The 20,089-nt window shown below is 59.0% G+C and carries 20 protein-coding genes; 11 read left to right on the top strand and 9 right to left on the bottom strand.

The annotated features are described in order from the left end of the window. Positions 1-78 precede the first annotated feature (78 nt). Positions 79-1,491, bottom strand: a complete 1,413-nt coding sequence (locus VJU77_06240; protein HKP02950.1) for a delta-60 repeat domain-containing protein — start codon at positions 1,489-1,491, stop codon at positions 79-81. 85 nt (positions 1,492-1,576) lie between these two features. Between VJU77_06240 and VJU77_06235 the strand changes: the two genes are divergently transcribed. After that, on the top strand, positions 1,577-2,488 hold the full coding sequence (locus tag VJU77_06235; GenBank protein ID HKP02949.1) for a DMT family transporter: 912 nt from the start codon (positions 1,577-1,579) through the stop codon (positions 2,486-2,488). 19 nt (positions 2,489-2,507) lie between these two features. On the opposite strand, the gene VJU77_06230 is transcribed toward VJU77_06235, so the two are convergent. The 5 genes from VJU77_06230 to VJU77_06210 all read right to left on the bottom strand — a co-directional run bounded on the left by VJU77_06230 (position 2,508) and on the right by VJU77_06210 (position 4,764). Next, positions 2,508-3,320 carry a methyltransferase domain-containing protein gene (locus tag VJU77_06230; GenBank protein HKP02948.1) on the bottom strand — a complete coding sequence of 271 codons (813 nt, stop codon included), beginning with the start codon at positions 3,318-3,320 and terminating at the stop codon, positions 2,508-2,510. Between the two features lie 67 nt (positions 3,321-3,387). Further along, positions 3,388-3,510, bottom strand: coding sequence for a hypothetical protein (locus VJU77_06225; GenBank protein ID HKP02947.1), 123 nt, complete (start codon positions 3,508-3,510; stop codon positions 3,388-3,390). Between the two features lie 90 nt (positions 3,511-3,600). Beyond that, on the bottom strand, positions 3,601-4,020 hold the full coding sequence (locus VJU77_06220; protein HKP02946.1) for a type II toxin-antitoxin system death-on-curing family toxin: 420 nt from the start codon (positions 4,018-4,020) through the stop codon (positions 3,601-3,603). Next, positions 4,017-4,244 carry a hypothetical protein gene (locus tag VJU77_06215; GenBank protein ID HKP02945.1) on the bottom strand — a complete coding sequence of 76 codons (228 nt, stop codon included), beginning with the start codon at positions 4,242-4,244 and terminating at the stop codon, positions 4,017-4,019. The genes VJU77_06220 and VJU77_06215 overlap by 4 nt, the downstream gene beginning before the upstream one ends. 121 nt (positions 4,245-4,365) lie before the next feature. Next, positions 4,366-4,764: a hypothetical protein gene (locus VJU77_06210; protein ID HKP02944.1), complete on the bottom strand. Its 399-nt coding sequence runs from the start codon at positions 4,762-4,764 to the stop codon at positions 4,366-4,368. Between the two features lie 190 nt (positions 4,765-4,954). Here VJU77_06210 and VJU77_06205 point away from each other — a divergent pair, with 190 nt between their 5' ends. The 8 genes from VJU77_06205 (at position 4,955) to VJU77_06170 (ending at position 10,436) form a co-directional block, all read left to right on the top strand. After that, positions 4,955-5,539: a sigma-70 family RNA polymerase sigma factor gene (locus VJU77_06205; GenBank protein HKP02943.1), complete on the top strand. Its 585-nt coding sequence runs from the start codon at positions 4,955-4,957 to the stop codon at positions 5,537-5,539. Next, complete coding sequence (locus tag VJU77_06200) at positions 5,536-5,850, top strand: hypothetical protein (protein ID HKP02942.1); 315 nt, start codon at positions 5,536-5,538, stop codon at positions 5,848-5,850. Before VJU77_06205 ends, VJU77_06200 begins: the two co-directional genes overlap by 4 nt. Further along, the gene (locus VJU77_06195) at positions 5,847-6,278 is read left to right on the top strand and encodes a hypothetical protein (protein ID HKP02941.1); all 432 of its coding nucleotides are present in this window, start codon (positions 5,847-5,849) and stop codon (positions 6,276-6,278) included. Before VJU77_06200 ends, VJU77_06195 begins: the two co-directional genes overlap by 4 nt. Positions 6,279-6,281: 3 nt before the next feature. After that, positions 6,282-6,650 carry a cupin domain-containing protein gene (locus VJU77_06190; GenBank protein ID HKP02940.1) on the top strand — a complete coding sequence of 123 codons (369 nt, stop codon included), beginning with the start codon at positions 6,282-6,284 and terminating at the stop codon, positions 6,648-6,650. 192 nt (positions 6,651-6,842) lie between these two features. Further along, positions 6,843-7,583, top strand: coding sequence for an ABC transporter permease (locus tag VJU77_06185; protein ID HKP02939.1), 741 nt, complete (start codon positions 6,843-6,845; stop codon positions 7,581-7,583). Between the two features lie 249 nt (positions 7,584-7,832). Beyond that, on the top strand, positions 7,833-8,684 hold the full coding sequence (locus tag VJU77_06180; GenBank protein HKP02938.1) for an ABC transporter ATP-binding protein: 852 nt from the start codon (positions 7,833-7,835) through the stop codon (positions 8,682-8,684). Continuing rightward, positions 8,681-9,604, top strand: a complete 924-nt coding sequence (locus VJU77_06175; protein HKP02937.1) for an MlaD family protein — start codon at positions 8,681-8,683, stop codon at positions 9,602-9,604. The genes VJU77_06180 and VJU77_06175 overlap by 4 nt, the downstream gene beginning before the upstream one ends. Before the next feature lie 160 nt (positions 9,605-9,764). After that, positions 9,765-10,436, top strand: coding sequence for a hypothetical protein (locus VJU77_06170; GenBank protein ID HKP02936.1), 672 nt, complete (start codon positions 9,765-9,767; stop codon positions 10,434-10,436). Here VJU77_06170 and VJU77_06165 read toward each other — a convergent pair. Next, the gene (locus tag VJU77_06165) at positions 10,433-13,315 is read right to left on the bottom strand and encodes an FAD-linked oxidase C-terminal domain-containing protein (GenBank protein HKP02935.1); all 2,883 of its coding nucleotides are present in this window, start codon (positions 13,313-13,315) and stop codon (positions 10,433-10,435) included. The two genes, VJU77_06170 and VJU77_06165, sit on opposite strands and share 4 nt — an antisense overlap. 137 nt (positions 13,316-13,452) lie before the next feature. Next, positions 13,453-13,605: a hypothetical protein gene (locus VJU77_06160; GenBank protein ID HKP02934.1), complete on the bottom strand. Its 153-nt coding sequence runs from the start codon at positions 13,603-13,605 to the stop codon at positions 13,453-13,455. Between the two features lie 38 nt (positions 13,606-13,643). Here VJU77_06160 and VJU77_06155 point away from each other — a divergent pair, with 38 nt between their 5' ends. Further along, positions 13,644-14,306, top strand: coding sequence for a leucine-rich repeat domain-containing protein (locus tag VJU77_06155; protein HKP02933.1), 663 nt, complete (start codon positions 13,644-13,646; stop codon positions 14,304-14,306). Continuing rightward, on the top strand, positions 14,248-17,367 hold the full coding sequence (locus tag VJU77_06150; GenBank protein HKP02932.1) for a COR domain-containing protein: 3,120 nt from the start codon (positions 14,248-14,250) through the stop codon (positions 17,365-17,367). Before VJU77_06155 ends, VJU77_06150 begins: the two co-directional genes overlap by 59 nt. A gap of 62 nt (positions 17,368-17,429) precedes the next feature. On the opposite strand, the gene VJU77_06145 is transcribed toward VJU77_06150, so the two are convergent. Then, entirely contained in the window at positions 17,430-19,883 is a 2,454-nt protein-coding gene (locus VJU77_06145; GenBank protein ID HKP02931.1) for an ABC transporter permease, read from the bottom strand. Positions 19,884-20,089: the final 206 nt, after the last annotated feature.

Raw genomic sequence — 20,089 nt, 5'->3', positions numbered from 1 at the left:
CAGCGAGTGAATTATCACTCGATCAGCGGAAATGTCGGAATCCGACGGCGGCGGAAATCTTCCGGCGATTAATTCAGCTCAAGAGCTCGGCCGGCGCCCTTTCTTGATCGGGGGGGTAGGCGTCGGAGTTGGCGCCGGGTTTGCCCCGACCAGATAACGCGCCAGGGCAAAGTCGCTATTCTGAAAGTAAAAATCGGTGGAAGTAAGGCCGCCGGCGAGGAGCTTGCCATCGGGTTGAAAAACAAGGTCGCTTCCTTCGGCATTGCCCCCGCCGAACGTTGTGGTGACGGTGCCGTTGATGCCGAACGTCGGATCGAGGGAGCCGTTCAGGTTGAAGCGCAGCAATGTGAAGTTGTTGCCGGTAGTGCCAAGCGCGATCAGCTTGCCGTCGCTCTGAAGAACAGCCGCCTCGAGATCTCCCTCGTCGACCATGACGAACTTGCCACCGTTGCCAAAGCTCTGGTCCAACGACCCGTCCGGATTAAAGCGCGCGACGGCGAAACTATCGTAGGGGCTATTAATCTCGGAAATCCCTACCACAATGATCTTGCCGTCGGCCTGAAGGACAACATCCCTGCCATGGTCCCAGCTCAGGTTGCCAAAATTGATCTCCGTGAAGCCGCCGTTGCCGAAGGTCGTATCGAGCGTTCCGTTAGAGTTATAACGGGCCACCAGGAATGCATAGGCGGACTCGCCGGCGATGACGATCTTGCCGTCGGGTTGGATGATTACCTCGAGGGCATAACTCTCGAGGCCCTGCCCGAAGTCATTGACCACCTTCCCGAGGGTGCCAAACGTCGTGTCCAGCGAGCCGTCAGGATTGTAGCGGGTGAGGGCAACATTACCTTTCCTTTGCTCAGAGACATTGAACTGGATCCCCCTCCGGCCAGCGGCCACGATTTTCCCATCAGTCTGGAGGGCGAGCGCGTAAGCCTGGTCATCATTAAAGCTGATATTTGTGGTCACGGTCCCGCTGTTGCCGAAAGCGGGATCGACCGAGCCGTCCGAGTTGAAGCGGAGGAGGACGAACGAAGTATCCGAGGTAGAAGGTAGGTCGATGCTTCCGCTAATCACGATTTTGCCGTCTGGCAGAATGAGGAGCCCGGACGCGCTTTCCCGGACGGTGGCCACGGTGATCACTTTGCCGCCATTCCCAAATGTTGGGTCGAGGGTGCCATCCGGGTTGTAGCGGGCGAGCGCCCCCTTATGGCTTGGATGGGTGACGCCAATGGCGACGATCTTGCCGTCAGCCTGGACAGCGACCCGGCTCAGCCAGTCAGTGCTATTGTTGAAGTCGGTTATCACTTTGCCGCCAAGGCCGAACGTAAGATCCAGGTCGCCATCCGCGGCTTTCGCGGACTGGATGCTCCCGGCGAGCGCGAGGCCCAGGGCTAGAAGGAAAGGAACGGTGAGGCGGAGTCGCCAGGCTCGGAGGGTATTCAACTGGGAGATCCACACTCCAACTTGCTGAGTTTTGAACGGGGTAAACATAATCATTTCCTCCAGGTGCACTTTATTGGTGATGCGAACACCAATGGTATCGTTAGGGTGCCGGAAAACGGCCCTCTCAGGCGACGTGAGAAAGGTAACGGAGTTGTTACTTTTCCCAGGCCGTCAGTTCGGCGCGGACAAGAACATGACCTCGACGCGAATCTTCTGCCTCACGCTCATGGCGATGACGGCCTTTGCCGGCAACTCGCTCCTTTGCCGCCTGGCGCTAAAGCATACTGCGATTGATGCCGCCACCTTTACCCTGGTCCGAATCGTTTCAGGAGCGGTCGCGCTTAGACTCATCGTGAGCCTGCGATCGGAATCGCTCCGAAAGGCAGGGAGCTGGTTTTCCGCGGCGATGCTTTTTGCTTATGCCGCAGCGTTTTCGTTCGCCTACCTCAGTTTGCCGGCGGGAACCGGCGCCCTGCTTCTCTTCGGCGCCGTGCAGGCGACGATGATTTTTTGGGCCTTGCGAACTGGTGAACGCCTTGCCTGGCGACAACGTCTCGGGCTTGCTTTCGCGCTGGCCGGGCTGGTGGCCCTTGTTTTCCCCGGCCTCTCCGCGCCGCCTCTCGGGGGCTCGGTCCTGATGCTGGCAGCTGGTGTCGCCTGGGGCATCTATTCGCTTCGGGGCAAAAACGCGGGAGAACCGGTCCGAGCGACCGCCGGTAATTTCGCGCGGGCTGTTCCCCTGGCGGTAATCCTGAGCCTGGCCGCGCTGCCGTGGATCAGGTTCGATCGCGCCGGAATTGTTTATGCGGTTTTGTCGGGAGCGATCGCGTCGGGAGCTGGCTATGCGATTTGGTACACGGCACTTCCGGGCTTGAAAGGCGCCAGTGCTGCGAGCGTTCAGCTCATGGTGCCGGTGCTCGCCGCAGCGGGCGGGATCTTGTTTCTCGGCGAAGCAATCTCGCTGCGCCTGGTTCTCGCGTCGGTGGCCGTGCTGGGAGGAATTGGGCTGGTGGTGTGGAATCGGAGGCCGAAGAGCAATGCTTGACGAAAGGGAAGACTGTTTCTCAGGTCTTGCGGGCGGCGACAAGGTAAGCGGCCTTGGGAATGGCGAAGCCGTCACTTTTGGCGTAAGGCCGCACAGCCTCTTCGATGGCTGATTGAATGGCTCTCAGTTGTTCGGGACTTTGCCGGGCGAGCAGTCCGGCGGTGCGAACGCCCGCGTTGAGTTCCGCTTCGAAAAGGAAGCGGGCGCTCGGGATTTTCCATTCGATGGTGTGCACTTTGAAAGTCATCGAATCGCCATCGAAGCCAGCCCGGGCGAGCGCTTCTCGGAATTCATCACGGCTGGCAAACAGGTAGTAAGGCGGACCGGGCGGAAGATCGACGTCGAGCGTCGCGTGCGCCTGGATGGCGTCGTCGACCAGTTTCACAAATGGATTTTCGGTCAGGTGTGCCCAGGTGCTAAACCCGAATTTTCCACCGGGCTTGAGAACCCGGCACGCTTCGGCAAAGGCCCGTTCGGGGTCGGCCAAATGGAGAAGGGCGAAATTGGCCACGACGCGGTCGAAGCTGCCGTCAGCGAAAGGAAGGTTTTGGGCGTCGCCTTCCTGGAACTGGATCCGCGGAAACATTTTCTTCGCGATCGCAATCATCTCCCGGGAAAAATCGAGTCCGGTAGGGATCGCGCCGCGTTCGGCCGCAGCCGCGGAAACGTAACCAGGGCCGCATCCGACATCGAGGAGGGACAGGTTGGCGGAGACGTCCGCCGCGTCGAGCAAGGGCGGAATGAATTGGCGGGTGGAGCTCGACCAGACGGAGTCGTATTTGTTTGCGACGCGTTCCCAGCCTTCGTGTTCGAATTCGGTGAAACGATTCATCGAGGTCCCGAAGGATGAATGGGAACGGGGGATCGAGAAAGGAGAATTGCGGGGAGAACCCCCGGCCTTAGCTGCTCCTGCCGAAAACCAGGGCAACCGCGCAGGCGGCCGCAGCAACAAACCCACCAAGCGACAAGACAACCAGCACCACGATTTCGGCGGCCTCCATCAACTTGAGGAAAAAATCCATCTCGAAAAACGGGTGCGACCCTTGATCTCACTAACCCCACTCGTGGGCAAAAGTTGCACCGGATTCGCAATCGGGAAGACAACGAAACGTTCAGCGTCCTTTGTTTTTTGAAATTGTCTTTAACAATCCGCGCAGACGCCGGGTAGTGCCGTCGCGGTCGAGTTTACTGGCTGCAACATCGAGAACGAACTTTTCCCAATCATCAGTTGGTAACTTCATGTCGGGCAGCAGCCCATTGGCTTCGAGAAAGACCAGGCAGGCAGCAAGCGCAGTTCGCTTATTGCCATCAACGAAGGCGTGATTGCGGCAAAGATAGAACAAATAGGCCGCGGCCATCTCGATCGGATCGGATATCAGTGGCTGTCCCATCATCGTCGCCTGGGGCGCCGCGGCCGCCGATTCCAGGAGCGTTTCATCACGCAGACCAGTGGCTCCTCCATGCGCGGCGAGCACCTCCGCATGAATGGCCTTTATGGCGCCAACCGTGAGGTGAAGAATCGGTTCGCTCAAGACAAGCGTTTGAAGAGAGTCGAATTCTTCTTAATTAGCCGCCTGGCGGCGCCGCGGGCCTTCTTCGCGTCGATGGCTGGCCGAATGGGGGTCAAAACAATGGAACCACCTTCGTGGACTGTGACCGTGACCTGATCGCCCACCTTCACGCGCGCCAGGTCCATCAATGCGGCGTCGAAAATGATGCCCTGCGAGTTGCCGACCTTCGAAATGGTCTTCGTCATAAGGTAATACTATGTTTTACGTGAGGCTTTGGCAACAAAACTGATCGAGCGCCAGGCCGGGAAAAGAAAAGCGGCGGCGACCTTCCGATCGCCGCCGGCTGTTTCTCCGAGCGAAAGTTCGCTACTGCTTCTTGGCGTCTTCCATTTCCTGCATCGCCTTGCGCATGTCTTCGTGCGCCTTTTTCATCGCATCGAATTTTTGCTGCTGCTGCGGGGTGAGCAACGGACGGATCTGGTTTCCGGCGTTTTCCAGGAGGGCGTGCATCTTTTGCATCGCTTCCTGGTGGATCGCCTGGATCTGCGGCTTGGTCTGGTCGATGATCGGCTGCACCTTCGCCTTTTGCTCATCGGTGAGCTCGAGGTCCTTGCTCAAATGATCGAGCGGATTGCTCATCATCATGTGGTGCGGGCCGGGCCCGGCGTGGTCATGCTTCATCCCGGGTTCGCCGGCTTGAAGATAAACGAGACCGCCGAGCGTCAGGGCGCCGGCGGCGAGAAGTGGAATAAGTTTTCGTGTCATTGTTTGGTTTGTTTCTTGTTTTTGGGCGCAATCAGAGCGCCTCTTTCAGGAATGGATGACCGGAATAAGGGCCGGCTGGTTACAGACTTGTTGCGAATATTTTTCGGGCCGCCCGATTTGCCTGATTATTTTGTAACCTTCCGGCGCGATTCCCTGTCTTTTCCCGTAGTGTGGACTGGCTTCGCTTTACATGGCTGATGAGGAAGTCTCACCGGAATTGGTGGCCGCGGCGCTGCGCGACGATGATGAAGCCGCGCGCGAACTGGTCCGGCGGCTTTACCCTTTGGTGGCGAAATTGGTGCGCGCGCATCGTCCGCCGCGCAGCGCCGAGGAGGATCTTTGCCAGATGATATTCATAAAGGTCATGCAGAAGCTGTCGCAGTTCTCCGGCAAGGTGCCGCTGGAGCACTGGGTCTCGCGCATCGCCATCAATACTTGCATCAATCAAATCCAGGCGGAGAAAGCGCGGCCCGAGTTGCGCGAAGCCGATCTAAGCGAGGAACAGGCGGCCCTGGTCCGAAACCTGGCGACGACGACGGGTGAGCTCGGCCCTGATCAGAGTTTTGCTTCGCGCGAGCTGGTCGAGCATCTTATGACCGCGCTTCAACCAGCCGAGCGACTTGTGATCGATCTCCTTTACCTGCAGCAGCGAACCGTGGCAGAAATCCAGAGGGTCACTGGCTGGAGCGGCGCCCTCGTGAAGGTGCGCGCTTTCCGGGCCCGGCAGAAAATGAAAAAACGGATGGCGACGATCTCGATGAAGGAGCGGGAATGAAAAGGACGAATATCGACCTGGACCGCCTTCTTCATGCGGCCGCCGGCGCTCCGGGTGGCGCGGCGCCGGAACTGCCTTTCGGTTTCGAGACGCGCGTGGTGGCTTTGTGGCGATCGGGAAGCGCGGGCGCGAACGATCTGGCGGACCTGACCCGGTTTGTCCGCCGGGCCGGCGCGATTGCTGCGGCGGTGCTCGTTTTGGCCGGCGCCGGCGCTTACCGGCAATTCACCCTCAACGCCGCGCTGAGCCTGCCGCAGGCAAACGAATACGCTCTCGCCGATTCCGCGATCCAGACGGAATTCTCCGAATGAACAACGCCTTGAAATGGAAGCTCGCCTTCGCGTTCCTTCTCGTCTTCTGCGCCGGGGCGACGACGGGCTTTTTCGGCACGTTTCATCTCCGGCAACATTTTCTTGGGCCGCCGCACTCTGGAGATGTGAATGAACGGATGCGGGAGCATTTGCGCCGCGCTCTCGATTTGACTCCCGAACAATCGGCCAAAATCGCTCCAGTGGTCGATGCGACCACGGCGAAACTGGAGGCGATCCGGATCGAGTCCGCCCAACGCGTTCGGACGGTCATGGAAGAATCGAAAAAGGAGATCGCGCCTTTGCTTACGCCCGACCAGCAAAAGAAGCTCGACCACCTCGAGTCCGAACATCGCAAGATGATGCTGCACCACGGCTTCGATCCGGTTCTGCGACATGATCATGAACACCCGCCGCCGCCTCCTCCCTGATTGATGAGACCGAGCGACGTCGACTTCCTCATCCGGCGGTTCGAGCAGCCGGACGAAGTGCGCGAATTCACAAAGGGCAAATTCGAGATCGTAAGAATCGGGTCGATGACCATTGGCCGCGCCAGCTACGAGCCGGGCTGGAAATGGTCGGAACATGTTGGCGCGGCTACCGGCTCGACGTCATGCGAAGTCGAGCACGTCGGCCTTGTCATCTCGGGTTCAGCCGCGTGCCGGATGAACGATGGACGTTATTATGAAATGAAGCCCGGCGATCTTTTCTATATCGGGCCCGGTCACGATAGTTGGGTGGTCGGCGACGAGCCGTATGTTTCCCTTCATTTTCTGGGCGCGGAGCATTACGCGGTGAAATGAAATTGTAGCGCCACCGGCGCGACGTCACCGGCAGCCTGGGGCATCGCCCCAGGAATCCACGATTCCATGTAGAGCAAAGCGCTGAAGGCGCGTTTCAAAGTGATGGATGAATTCGCAGCCAGCTAAATCGCGCTGAGATATCTCCAAACATGCTGGCAAGCACGGAGGACGGAATGCTAGCCTCCCGCTCGGGTGAAGAATTTTCTCCGGCTCAACGCCAGCCTGCTTTACTGGATCTTCGTCGCACCGTTCAAGGGCGACGTGATCAAGATCGCGCCTATTTTTCGGCAGATGGTCGCCATCGGCGTCCGGGCAACCCCGATGGTCGCGCTGACCGCTTTCAGCATCGGCGTGACCTTGGCGATGCAGGCAGCGCATTCTTTGCAGGAACTCGGCGCGGAAATCTACGTGCCGGACCTGGTGATGGTGACGCTCCTTCGCGAAATGGGTCCCGTCCTCATCGCGGTGATTGTGATTGGGCGCAGCGGCTCGGCTGTCGCAGCGGAGTTGGGTACGATGAAAGTCTCCGAGGAAATCGAAGCGCTCGAAGTGATGGCCATTAACCCGATCAGCTACCTAATCGTTCCGCGGTTCATCGCGATGCTCATCATGCTCCCGGTGCTGACGGTCCTTGGAAATTACATCGGCGTCCTGGGCGGCTGGGCGGTCTGCCATTTCGCGCTCGATGTGACCACCGCTGGCTTCATTCTTCGCGCGCTCGAGAGCGCCAACACCTGGGACCTCTACTCGGGCATTATTAAGAGCGCAGTCTTTGCCTGGATTATTATTACCATCGCCTGCTCCGCCGGATTGCACGTAGAAGGCGGCGCGGAAGGAGTCGGTCAGGCGACGACGGCTTCGGTGGTGCAATCGCTCCTCGCCATGCTGGTCAGCAACGCGATTCTGACTTCGATCTTTTTCTTCAAGCCATGATGGGAAATGACGAAGCACGAATGACGAATGACGAAGGAATGACCCGGGTAGGGTGGGCATCTTGCCCGCCGAGCGACGCATCTTGCGGCGCGCTCTTTCGGTTGCTGACCAAAGATTGTTTTGGCAAGATGCTAAAACCGGCAGGCGAGACGCCTACCCTGCCCGGGAGTCGTCATTCGTCCTTCGTGCTTCGTCATTTCTTCCTGGCCCTCCTTCGTCCTTCGTCCTTCGCCATTCGTCATTTTCCCCATGCCTGAGACCGAGCCAGTCGTCGAAGTAACCGATCTTTACCGAAAGTTCGGCGAGCGCACCGTCATCGATAACCTTTCCTTCACGATCCATGCCGGGGAGACGCTGGTGATCATGGGCGGAAGCGGTTGCGGCAAGAGCACCCTGCTCCGCCACATCATCGGGGTCATGAAGCCAACCGCCGGTTCCGTGAAAATATTCGGCCAGGAAATCACCACGATGAACGATCGCGAGATCGTGGAAATCCGGCGGCGGTTCGGAATGCTCTTTCAGTCCGGCGCGCTTCTGGCCTCGCTTACCGTCGGAGAAAATGTAGCGCTGCCTTTGTTGCAGCACACCGACATGTCGGTCGATGAAATCGAGGAATTGGTTACCCAGAAATTGCAGATGGTCGGCTTGAACGGCTTCAACGCGCTCAAACCGTCCGAGATCAGCGGCGGCATGCGGAAACGGGTTGGGCTCGCGCGCGCTCTTGCGCTTGATCCCGAGTTGCTCTTCAGCGACGAACCGACCTCCGGCCTCGATCCCATCATGACGGCGGTGGTCGACAAACTGACCCTCGAGCTAACCAAGGATGAAGGCATGACCGCCGTCGTCGTCACCCATGACATGACGAGTGCTTTCCGGATCGCGAGCCGAATGATTATGCTCGGACGCGGCCGGATTCTCGCGCAAGGTACTCCCGACGAAATTCGCACCCATCCCGATCCTGAAGTGCAACAGTTCATTAATGGCGAACCCGACGGCCCCATGCCCTTAAACCTTTCCCAGGACGATCACGAACATCATCCGCATGTGAAGGCGCGGCCGCTGGTCGCCGCCCGGCACCGGTTCCGCCATAAAATGCCATGAAAAAGAATGTGTCCGATTACGTTGTCGCGCTCTCGGTGGTCGTTTGCAGTGCGATCCTCCTCGCCGCGCTGACGATGGCGCTCACCGGGTTCAGGTTGAAAAAGCCGACGCGGACTTTGCAGATCGATTTCGAGGATGTCACCGGCGTGAAGCTGCATTCCGAGGTGCGTTACGCGGGGGCGTTGGCGGGGCGGGTGATCGCCATGCATCACCTCACCCGCGAGCAACGCGAAGCCGGGGAGAACAAACGGAAGGCGGTCCGGGTAACCGTTAGCCTGCTCGAGGAGATCCCGCCGTTGCCGTCCGATGTCATTGCGACATTGAGCTCGGACACAATGCTCTCGCCGAGTTTTGTGGCTCTTTCTGCTGGCACGCCCGGCGGCGAAACTCTAGCCAACAACGCCATCATCGACGGGCATCCCGCTTACGGAATTCCACAGATCGCCGCCGCCGCCGGACCGTTGATCGACAACGCGAATAAACTCATCGACAGCCTGAACGCGACGGCGGGAAATCTCAATAACACCGTCACCAGTGTGCGAACCAATTTCGAAGACTTCCTTCCTAAGATTTCGCCCATGCTCGACACCGCGAAGACGGATCTCGAGGAACTCCAGGGCATCATCAAGGGCCTCGACGTTGTGGAGAAGAATGCCAACGACGTTTTAAAGAACGCGAACGGCGTTTTTGAGAACGCCGGAAAGTTCGTCGGCAGCACGGACAAAAGCCTCCAGGAACAGATGAAGGAGCTGCGGGTGATCCTGCTCAACCTGAAGGTCGTAAGCACCCACGCGAAGGCGCTTGTCGATGCCCTGGCGGAGAAACCGAACCGGATCATCTTCAGCGGCAAGACTCAAACGCTCACCCCGGAATCCGACATCCTGAAGAGCAAGGAACCATTGCCCGCCAGGAAGCCGTAGGGGAAGATAGCCATCCTTGGCTGTCTCGGCCGACAGGCTGCCAGCCTGTCGCGAAAGACGAGAACGGGCAGGATGCCCATTCGCCGAGTCAGGCAGGGTGCCTAACCTCCGGCAGTTCTTTCGCCACATCTAATGCCTCATCTCATGGCGAATTGAATGCATGGCGCGATTATCTTCATCTGGGCCGGCGGCCTGCCGTCGGAAATTCCTTCGTTTCTTCCCGAAAGGGTTTCGCGATGAGACTTACCTGGCGTGGGAGCGTGACTACAAATGGGAGACGCACCAGCGATGGGAACAGGCGCTGAATCGTAACGTTTTCCGCCGCCTCCTCGACAAGCGCGAATATGCCGAGATCGCCGCGCGCGCGGTCCGGACGGAACAGCGTTCGCGCCACAGCATGATTTTCTCGTTCGAAAAGATGGCGCTGCGTGATGCCGTAAAATCAACCTCTGGGGCCCGCGCTTTTGCGACCGGCCTCTACGAATTCCTGCACGGGCGGGGCAGCAATGAAGCGAGGTTCGCGGCCTGGTGCGAGACCATCGCAGCCCTGCCCCGAAAACAGACCCGGGTGCTGACCTGGCCGCTGGTGACTGTGTTCGGGTTCATCGCCCAGCCGGACAAACATATTTTCCTCAAGCCGACGGTGACGAAGATTGCCGCCCGCAAGTATGGCTTCGACTTCCAATACCAGTCGAAACCGAATTGGGACACCTACGCGAGCGTGCTCAGCTTTGCCGAAACCATCCGGCGCGATCTCCGTGATCTGCGTCCGCGCGACATGATCGATCTGCAGTCGTTCACGTGGGTCCAGGGTTCGGACGAATACGCCTAAGCGATTGCGTCGGCGAGCAGCTCCGCCATGTGCTTGGGACGCACGGTTGTCAGATGTTCCAGTTGGTGGCGACAACTTGTGCCCGACGCGACGACGACCGTATTTGGCGGTTGCGCGTTCACCTGCTGCACCAATGGCGCGGCCACCTTGAGCGACAAATCGTACTTCTCTTCGAGTGCACCGAAGGCGCCGGCCATTCCGCAGCAGCCGGTGTCGAGCAGAGCCGCCGTTCGTCCCGGCAAACGCGCGGCGAGACGCGCCATGAACCCGGTCTTCACGAGTGATTTCGCGTGGCAATGCGCGTGAATGGCAACGTGCCCCGATTTGCCGTTGAACCGAAGAGCGCCCGGTTCGCGCTCCAGCAGCTCCTCGACAAATTGATCGAAGAGGTGACTGCGTTTCGCGATTGGTTCCGTTCCCCTCAACTTCAGTTCGCGATAATCTTCGACGAACATCGAGTAGCAGGAGGGTTCCAGAAACAGGATTGGGGCATCGCAATGGGCGGCCCGGATCAGCTCCAGGTTGCGCCGGCCCATTTCGCGCGCGGCATCGAGGTTTCCCTGACTGAAGGCGGGACGGCCGCAGCATTTGCGGCCCTTGACCAACGAGACGTCGAAGCCAAGCGCTTCGAGCACCTTCACAGCGGCCCTGCCAATGTGCGGCTCGTGGTAGCGGACGAAGGTGTCGTCCCAAAGGATGACGTCGCCGCGTGGCTGCCTGTAGCGGCGGTCTCTGACCGTCGAATCGGCGCCGACCATTGCTTCCTCATTTCGACGGTCCGAGACCGCCGCTACATGTTTCCGAAACCAATGATCGAACCGTTGTCTGGTGTAATGCGGCAACGGGCGCTTGTCAGTTAGCCCAAGGACCGTTCGCATGAGGCGCCGAATCAGAGGCGAATCGAGGCTCGCGTTTGCGATTCCCGGCATCATGCATCCGAGCCGGCCTAACAAATCGACGTTGCTTAGGATTCGTTCCCGCAACGGCAAACCATCGCGCCGATGCCGCGCATGCGTTAGCTCGGCCTTGAGCAGCGCCAGGTTGACGTTCGATGGGCATTCGACCGTACAGGCTTTGCATGAGAGGCAATTGCTCAGCGCGGCGTCGAGCTCTTCGCTTCGCAGCGGATCGTCGTGAAAGCGCAATTCCAGCGCCGCCCGGATCGCATTGGCCCGGCCGCGCGTCGACATGTATTCCTCGCCGGTCGCCAGGAATGTCGGGCACATCGTCGGCGCGTCTTTCCGGCAACCGCCGCAGCCGTTGCATTGCTCGAGGTTGCCGACGAACGATTCGTCCTTGAAAGCAAAGGCGAGCACCGGCTCGAACGGAAGCCGCAATCGCTCCTCCGACTCGACCCGCAGGTGGTTGTCGATTTTGAACCGGCCGTCGCTGAAAATCTTGCCCGGGTTAAAAATTCCTTTTGGATCGAAGGCCGCTTTGATCTGGCGCATTACGCCGAGCAACTCATCGCCCACCTGGGCCGCCATGTATTCCGTGCGCGCCATGCCGACGCCGTGTTCCGCGGCGAGCGATCCCTTGAATTGCCTGACGAGCGCCGCGACCTCATCGGCGACGACGCGGTATTTCCGGAGGCCGTCCGCGGTGTGCAAATCGAGGACCGGCCGGACATGGAGGAGCCCGGTCGCGGCGTGGCCGTAATAACAAACCTCCAGGCCGAGCGGTTCCATGATCGAGTGAAGTCCCGCGACGTAGGCGGGTAACTGAGCGGGACGAACCGCCGCGTCTTCGATGAACGCAACCGGTTTGGCCGCGCCTTTGCGCCCGGTGAGCAGCGATAGACCCGCTTTGCGAAGGGACCAAACGAGATTCATCTCCGCCGCTTGAGTGCAGATTGTTGTCCGCAGCCCCAGACGTTTGGCCGAAAGGAGCGAGAGGCGTTCCGCCACATCGTCAAAGAATTCGACGATCAGAATCGCCTCGCACGGTTTGGTATCGAGTTCGAGCAGTTGCCGCGCGGCTTCGAAATTCAGCTGGCCTTTCGTTTGATCGAAGAGTGGCCGGTCGATGTGCTCAATGGCTGAGGGTTTGAGATCGAGTAACTCGACCGTGGCTTCCATCGCTTCCGCGACCGACGCGAAAAAAACCAGGCCCAGACCTTTCTCCCGGGGAAGAGGAACGACCCGGAGTTCCGCGGAGAAGATCGCGGCGAGGGTGCCTTCGCTCCCGCACAGCATGTTATTGAGATTGCCCGGGTCGCGCAGCCAGCGCGCGAGCGCGTAACCGGACCAGCGCTTCTGCAATCCCGGCGGCATCCAGGCCTCGATTTCGTTCGCATGTTCGGACACCAGCCGGGCGATCAGATCCCGCTGCGCGTTCAGCGTGTCACGAGCGGGACCGATTTGCTGGATGTTCCCGTCGGCCAGGACCAGCTCCTGCGAGACGACATGGTCGGCGGTGGTGCCGTAAACCGGGACGTGCGCGCCGGAGGAATCGTTGGCGATCATGCCGCCGATGGTGGCGCGGGAGCTGGTGGCCACGTCCGGTCCGAAACAAAGTCCGTGCGGTTGAAGAAAGGCGTTGAGCTGATCGAGGATAACTCCTGCGCCGGCTCGGACCGTGCGCGCCTCGAGATTGAGGTCGGTGATTTGCCGGTTATACCGCGAGAATTCGACGATCAATCCGTCACCGATCGCGCCGCCAGATAGTCCGGTTCCGGCTCCACGCGGAGTGATGGGGATACCGGCATCGGCGGCCGCCACGATGACCGCGCTGGCCTGCTGCGCATTCCGGGGAAAAGCGACGGCCGCCGGCTCGAGTTGATAGAGCGACGCGTCGGTCGCATAGAGCTGGCGCGTCAGGTCGTCGAAAGCAATTTCGCAATCGGCCTTCTCGAGCGTGGAACGTTGAGCGGAAGTCATCGCTTCGGCGCAAAGTTACGCGTCGCGCGCGGGGCCGCCAACTGTAGCCGCTTCGCTATGCGAAGCGCCGGGGTAACCTGCTATTCCTGCAGCGTTGCGCCGCCCACAGGGCGGCGGCTACAGAAGAGGCCGCTTCGCTATTCCGTGCGCAACGCTCCGACAGGATTGACCATCCTGGCACGGCGGGCGGCAAGATAGCAGGCAATGAAGCCAACGGCGGCGAGCGTCACGATCGCGCCAATCAACGCCACCGCATCCAAAAGCCCGACGCCGACCTTGTTGCTGTGCACGCTTGCAAATCCCACTGAGCTTTCCCCATAATTGTCCGATGCCTCGCAACCCGGTAACAGCCGAGCAAAAAGCCTATAATGAGGCCTTAGAGAGAATCGACGCCGTCTACCGCGCGGGAGACACGGAACTCAGTTTCAGCGGCCTCAGCCTGACGCGCTTGCCGCCTGAAATTGGCCAGCTCACCAATCTGACGAGCCTTAATCTCAACCACAACCAATTGAGCTCTCTGCCACCTGAAATCGGTCAACTCGCCAATCTAACGAGCCTTTCCATCGACGGCAACCAATTGAGCTCTCTGCCACCTGAAATCGGCCAACTCGCCAACCTGGCAATCCTATCCCTCGACAGCAATCCACTGAGCGCCTTGCGGCCTGAAATCGGCCAGCTTGCAAAACTGACCAGCCTTTCTCTGATGAGCAATCAGTTCAGCGTCTTCCCCGCAGAGATTGGCCAGCTCGCCAACTTGGAAAACTTCTTTTTTGCCAATAGCCAATTGAGCACGCTAGCCGCAGAGATTGGCCAGCTCGCCCAGCTAGAGATTCTCTTCCTTGGCAACAACAAACTAAGCACTCTGCCGCCTGAAATCGGCCCAGCTCACCAAGCTGGCCACGCTTTATCTCAGCAACAACCAACTGAGTACTTTGCCCTCGGAGATTGCACGGCTCAGCGCCAACCTCACGGCCCTTTACCTCGACTCTAACCAGCTGACGACCTTCCCGAATGAAATCACTCAGCTTAACCAGTTGAGAGACCTTCATCTCGCCAACAATCAGCTATCTACACTGCCGCCTGAAATCGCTAAGCTTACCGAGCTGAGAGAGCTTTATCTCAGCAACAACCGACTGGGCACACTGCCGCCTGAAATCGGCCAGCTCACCAATCTGACGACGCTTAATCTCAGCAGCAACCAACTGAGTACCGTGCCGCCCGAAATCGGCCAGCTCACCAATCTGCCGACACTTAACCTCAGCAACAACCAGCTGACCACCGTGCCGCCTGAAATCGGCCAGCTCACCAATCTGAGGACGCTTTCTCTCGATCACAACCAACTGCGCACCCTGCCTTACGAGATCGGGAAACTCCCGAATCTCATGCGGCTTTTTCTTCAGGACAACAAACCGTTGGCCATTCCCGACTCCATCCTGGGACCAACACGCCCAGAAGTTGAGGGTCCCGACAAGAAATCGGCTGCGCGTCCGGAAGACATTCTAAACTTTTACTTCGCCCAGCGCCAAGGGGAGGCAACGGGGACGCTATGCGCGATAAACGAGATCAAGGTAATGCTCGTGGGCCGCGGCGGTGCGGGAAAAACGAGTTTGCGGCGGTTCTTTATGGATCAACCTCATGATAAGGCGGAGCCAGAGACGCCAGGCATTGCATTGGAAAGCTTTCGACTATTCTGCCCGGCGAGCGAAATGACGGTGAGGCTTTGGGATTTCGCAGGGCAGGAGATTACGCACGCGCTGCATCAGTTTTTCCTCACGGAGGGCTGCGTCTATGTGTTGGTTCTTGATCCGCGATCGAATACTGAGATGCAGGATGCAGAATATTGGCTCGGACTCCTTAAGCGGTATGCGGGTGCCGCGCCAGTCCTGGTGGCGCTCAACCGGCAGGATGCGCGACAGGGCGGATATGACGTGGACCGGCGAGCGTTGCAGGAGCGCTTTCCGTTTGTGCAGAGCTTTACCCCGACGAACTGCGAAAAACGAGAGGGCTGCGAGACGCTTCGGGAGAAACTCTGCAACGCCATTGAGTCGCTCAGGGATACTGAACCACCGAAGTTATTGGTACCAGAAACTTGGTTGAAAGTAATGGAAGATTGCAGGCCAGAAGCGACGTCAGAGAGTCAATCTACAGGCTACCAGCTAAAGCGCTGGCTTGGGCTGGCAGGCCATACGACATATAGGAGCACGGGTCGACAGCACATTACTTTCGACCAGTTTCGTGCTATTTGCGCCAAACGCGGTGAAGAGGATCCCGCAAAGCAAGAGTCGCTGGCGCGGTTATTACATAAGCTAGGGGCGATTTTGCATTTCGTAGATGAACCGCGGCTACGAGATACTGCGGTACTCAATCCGCACTGGGTAACTGATGGCGTCTATCGCCTGTTACGCTTCAAAGACCATCCTCACAGCGATGGCACACTCACACTAGGGGAGGCGCAGGAAGCGCTGCCCGGCGAAACGGAGGAGACCGTGCGATTCCTATTGCGATTGATGGAGCGTTTTGAAATGTGTTTTCCTCTAGACGAGGAACACGGAACTGTGCCCAACACCTGGCTTATACCAGGGGCGTTGGGAGAATTTCAACCCGAAGGCGTGACAACAGACTGGCAGAAGCCGGGCAGTGTCCGGCTGCGCTACATCTATGATCCGCTACCCGAAGGAGTGCTGCCGCGTTTCATCGTATTGACGCATTCCCTGAGCGACGGTATGCCGCGCTGGCGCAACGGCGTAGTGCTGCAAGACGGCCAAGCCGCCGCGCTGGTCCGCCGCGGTGAGAAACGCAATCAAGTCGAGGTGACGGCATTCGGCCCCAATACAGATCGCTTGCGGCTGCTGGAAATAATCCAGGGAAATCTGGAGCGTATCCACTCCGACCTGCCCGAGCCGAAACCGGTTGCGGAGGTAGAACTGGCCGGGTTGCCTGGAATCTTTCGCCCAGTGGCCGATTTGGAGGCTGCCGAATTAGGCAAACAGCAGGTCGCAGTAAAAACACCGCAGGGAGATGCATTGGTCGAGCCGACTCCCCAACTAAATCAAGCGTCCGAGCCGGAAGCCCGTGGCGAAGGCCGGATACCTCTAAATGCCTTCCTGAGCTATTCCCACGAGGATAAAAAAGCGAAGGGAATTTTTCAGCAAAACCTGACCGTCATGACGAAGAAGAAATTCATCACACCGTGGCACGATGGGCTCATCGAACCCGGAATGCGGTGGCGACAGGAGATTGAGGAGAATCTGGAGAACATGGACGTCTTCGTGGGGCTGCTGACGACAGCATTCCTCGCGTCCGATTTCATCGGAACTGTAGAGATCAAGGCAGCCCGTGAGAGACTGCGCTACAAGGGGAGGGATTTTCTGTTTGTGCTGATTCTCGTGGATGACATTAGCTTGGAAGGATTGGATTTGGCGGAGTATCAAATCATGAAACCGGGCGGAAAGGCCGTCAGCCAGCATTCGAGCCGGAAAGAGGGATTCAATGTTGCACAGAAAGAATTGGAAAAACTGCTGCTGAAACGGCAGGCGGAAAAGAAAGAGCAGAACCGTGGCGACCCTGCGTTCAAGCAGCCTGCGACGAGGGAGCAAGTGGAGGAGGGTATCACCATCATCGTTCAAGGGGATTATATCAAAGGAGATAAACCTATGACCCACGACCAAAGTGTTCATATCGGCGGCGACGTCACCAATAGTCAAATCGGCCAAACGTTGACAAATTGCACCAACATCATCCAGCAACAGGCACCCGGAGAACGGAAAGACTTGCTGGCGGAACTGGCGATGCAGGTGGAGCAACTTCTCAAGGCGCTGCCCGCGGAGAAGCAGGAGGATGCCCCCCAAGTAGCAGAGAATTTGGAAATGCTCGTTAAACAAGCAACAAGCGCCAAGCCAAACCGGAAGTGGTATGAGGTTTCTGCCGAGGGCTTGCTGGAGGCGTCGAGTTTTGTGAAGGACTTCAGCGGGAACATCGCAGGGACGCTCACAAACCTCGGCAAGACTCTGTGGTCAGATTTCTTGCTGTCGGGTGCCACGAACAAAGAGTAACGTTAAGTTAAGTTCCTTAGGTTGAAATAGCGCCGAGGGGCGCAGAAGCATCTCCTTCGATCTTATTCCATGCGCAAAGCTTCGATCGGATTGACCTGGCTGGCGCGGCGGGCGGGAAGATAGCAGGCGAGGAAGGCAACGGCGGCCAGGGTAACGACGGCGCCGATGAGCGCGACGGCGTCGAGAGAACCGACGTTGTAAAGCAAACTGCTTAAGGCCTGGCTCGCGAGGAACGCGCCGATAAGCCCGGCCAGCAATCCGACGCCGATGAGCGAAATGCCTTTGCCGAGAACGAGGCGCAACACATCGGCGCGGCTGGCGCCCAGCGCGAAACGGATTCCCATTTCCCGGGTGCGTTGGGTGGTGCTCAACGCCATCACGCCGTAAATGCCGACACTGGCCAGGACGAGCGCAAGCCCGGCGAAAGCGCCGAGGAGCATCATGGTCAGGCGGCGCGCAGCCAGGCTCGCGCCGATATTGTTTTCCATCGTCGAAATCTGAGCGACCGGCTGGTCGGGGTCGATCGATTCGATCTCGCGTTTGACCGCCGGGGCAAGCGCGAGTGGATCGCCAGCGGCGACGCGCACCAGCAAAGTCACGTTTTCATTCGGGAACTGGGTGAACGGCAAATAAAGCTGCGGGAAATTCAGGCTCTCGACGTTCTTTTCGCCCGGCGCCTCGTTTCGCGTTCGCGGCACGATGCCGACAATCGTCAGCGGCGGAGGGTTCTCCTTCAGCGTCTGGTTGTTGTCGAGCTGCTTGCCGACCGGATCCTGCCCCGGGAAAAACTTCTTGGCCAGGCTTTCATCGATCATGACGGCGGTTTGTTTACCTGGCGTTTCCTCGCGTCCAAAAGCGCGGCCGCGCGCGACCGGCATGCCGAGGACTTTGAAGTAATCGGGCGAGACGAAATTAATTTCGGCGGAAGGTTCCTTGCCATGCTCGTGCGGCGGGGTGCCGGTGAGATGAAAAGAGCTGTCCCATTCGTTGTCGTCGAACGGCACATTCACCCCGATCGCGGCGGCGGTGACAGAAGGGAGCGCGGAGACTTTGGCGAGGAGCTTGTCGTAGAAAACGTTGATTTTTTCTTCCTTGTCGTAGCGCGCACTCGGCAAGGCGACAGTCAGCGTGAGGATATTGTGCGGATCAAAACCAAGCGGCGCCTGTTGCGCGCGCCAGAAGCTCTTCAGCATCAAACCGCCCGCCGCGAGGAGAACCACCGCCAGCGCCACCTGGGTGATGACGAGGCCTGAGCGGGCGCGCTGCTTATTCACTCCGTCGCTGCTGCCGCGAGCGCTTTCATGCAAAGCCAGGGCGAGGGAGCTGCTTTTTGAGATTCGCCAGGCCGGCCAAATTCCAACCAGGACGCCGGAAAGGATCGCCACGGCGACGGTGAACCCGAGCGCGAACAAGTCGATCCGGGTTTCGTGGAAACGCGGGACGCGCGCCGGACTCAGCGCCAGAATGGCGTCGAGGCTCCAGATGGCGAGCAGGACTCCAGCGAGCGCGCCCAGCAACGCGAGGACCGCGCTTTCGGTCAGCACTTGCCGAGTGAGACGCCAGCCGCTTGCGCCGAGCGCGCTCCGCACGGCCAGTTCCTTGCCCCGGGCCAGCATACGGGCAAGCTGCAGGTTCGCGACGTTCGCGCAGGCGATCAGCAAAACACAGGCGACCGCGCCAAGCAGAAGATAAAGGCTTTGCCGGTACTCGCCGACGGATGATTCCAAGAGCAACTGGGTGGTGATCCGCCGCCCAGTATTCGAGTCCGGATATTTCTTTTCCAAGGCGACCGCGATCGTGTCCAGATCGGCGCGGGCTTGTTCCAGGGTCGTCCCTTCTTTCAAGCGGCCGAGAGCGCCGAAGCCGGGATGATTATCACGCAAGAGGACACCCTGTTCGGTTCGAACGTCACCCAGGGGGACGTAAATCTCCGCCAGCCGCGGCATGCGGACAGTCGCTGGCAACACGCCGATGATTTCGTAGGAAATGCCGTCGACCAAAATGTGCTGGCCAAGAACGTCGCGCGATCCGCCGAAGCGTTTCTTCCACATCTTCTCGGTAATGAGCGCCACTTTCGGGCCATGAGGCACGTCATCCGCCTCCGTAAAATCGCGGCCCAGCTGCGGAGCCACCTCGAGAACGGTCAGGAAATTCGCCGTCACGCGCGCTCCGCCAATGCGTTCTGGCGCCGTGCCTCCTTTGACGCTGGAAAGGTTATAGGATTCGCGGCGGAAAAGGGTCAGGTCGGTGAAGCTGTGCTGCGCGGCGCGCCAGTCGAGGAAGTTCGGGTAACTCACTGAACCCCCCGGGAAGGTCGGAGTTTTCTCCCGGATGTTGATCAAGCGCTCCGAATGCGGATAAGGCAGCGGCCGAAGCAGGACGGCGTTGACCACGCTGAAGATAGCGGTGTTGGCGCCAATGCCGAGGGCGAACGCGAGCACGGCGAGCCCGGCGAACCCGGGTGATTTCGCGATCATGCGAAACGCGTAGCGGATGTCGGAAAAGAGAGTTTGCATGAGAAAGTAGTCGTTAGGTTAGGCGAGAGATGATGAGTGAATGACGAATGACGGAATGACGAAGGAAGGGTAGGGTGGGCGTCTCGCCCGCCGGTTTTGGCATCTTGCCAAAACAATCTTTGGTCAGCAGCCGAAAGAGCGCGCCGCAAGATGCGTCGCTCGGCGGGCAAGATGCCCACCCTACCCGGGTCATTCCTTCGTCTTTC

It is taken from the genome of Chthoniobacterales bacterium, from assembly GCA_035274845.1.
Classification (GTDB): Bacteria; Verrucomicrobiota; Verrucomicrobiia; order Chthoniobacterales; family UBA10450; genus AV80.
This window is presented reverse-complemented; position numbering and strand designations above follow the sequence as displayed.

Excerpts from the sequence above, each read along its gene's own strand:
- VJU77_06195 (HKP02941.1), top strand. The coding sequence starts at position 5,847 with ATGAACAACGCCTTGAAATGGAAGCTCGCCTTCGCGTTCCTTCTCGTC.
- VJU77_06225 (HKP02947.1), bottom strand. The coding sequence starts at position 3,510 with ATGGATTTTTTCCTCAAGTTGATGGAGGCCGCCGAAATCGTGGTGCTG.
- VJU77_06145 (HKP02931.1), bottom strand. The coding sequence starts at position 19,883 with ATGCAAACTCTCTTTTCCGACATCCGCTACGCGTTTCGCATGATCGCG.
- VJU77_06165 (HKP02935.1), bottom strand. The coding sequence starts at position 13,315 with ATGACTTCCGCTCAACGTTCCACGCTCGAGAAGGCCGATTGCGAAATT.
- VJU77_06210 (HKP02944.1), bottom strand. The coding sequence starts at position 4,764 with ATGACACGAAAACTTATTCCACTTCTCGCCGCCGGCGCCCTGACGCTC.
- VJU77_06205 (HKP02943.1), top strand. The coding sequence starts at position 4,955 with ATGGCTGATGAGGAAGTCTCACCGGAATTGGTGGCCGCGGCGCTGCGC.
- VJU77_06215 (HKP02945.1), bottom strand. The coding sequence starts at position 4,244 with ATGACGAAGACCATTTCGAAGGTCGGCAACTCGCAGGGCATCATTTTC.
- VJU77_06230 (HKP02948.1), bottom strand. The coding sequence starts at position 3,320 with ATGAATCGTTTCACCGAATTCGAACACGAAGGCTGGGAACGCGTCGCA.
- VJU77_06180 (HKP02938.1), top strand. The coding sequence starts at position 7,833 with ATGCCTGAGACCGAGCCAGTCGTCGAAGTAACCGATCTTTACCGAAAG.
- VJU77_06240 (HKP02950.1), bottom strand. The coding sequence starts at position 1,491 with ATGTTTACCCCGTTCAAAACTCAGCAAGTTGGAGTGTGGATCTCCCAG.
- VJU77_06200 (HKP02942.1), top strand. The coding sequence starts at position 5,536 with ATGAAAAGGACGAATATCGACCTGGACCGCCTTCTTCATGCGGCCGCC.
- VJU77_06175 (HKP02937.1), top strand. The coding sequence starts at position 8,681 with ATGAAAAAGAATGTGTCCGATTACGTTGTCGCGCTCTCGGTGGTCGTT.
- VJU77_06190 (HKP02940.1), top strand. The coding sequence starts at position 6,282 with ATGAGACCGAGCGACGTCGACTTCCTCATCCGGCGGTTCGAGCAGCCG.
- VJU77_06155 (HKP02933.1), top strand. The coding sequence starts at position 13,644 with ATGCCTCGCAACCCGGTAACAGCCGAGCAAAAAGCCTATAATGAGGCC.
- VJU77_06170 (HKP02936.1), top strand. The coding sequence starts at position 9,765 with ATGGCGCGATTATCTTCATCTGGGCCGGCGGCCTGCCGTCGGAAATTC.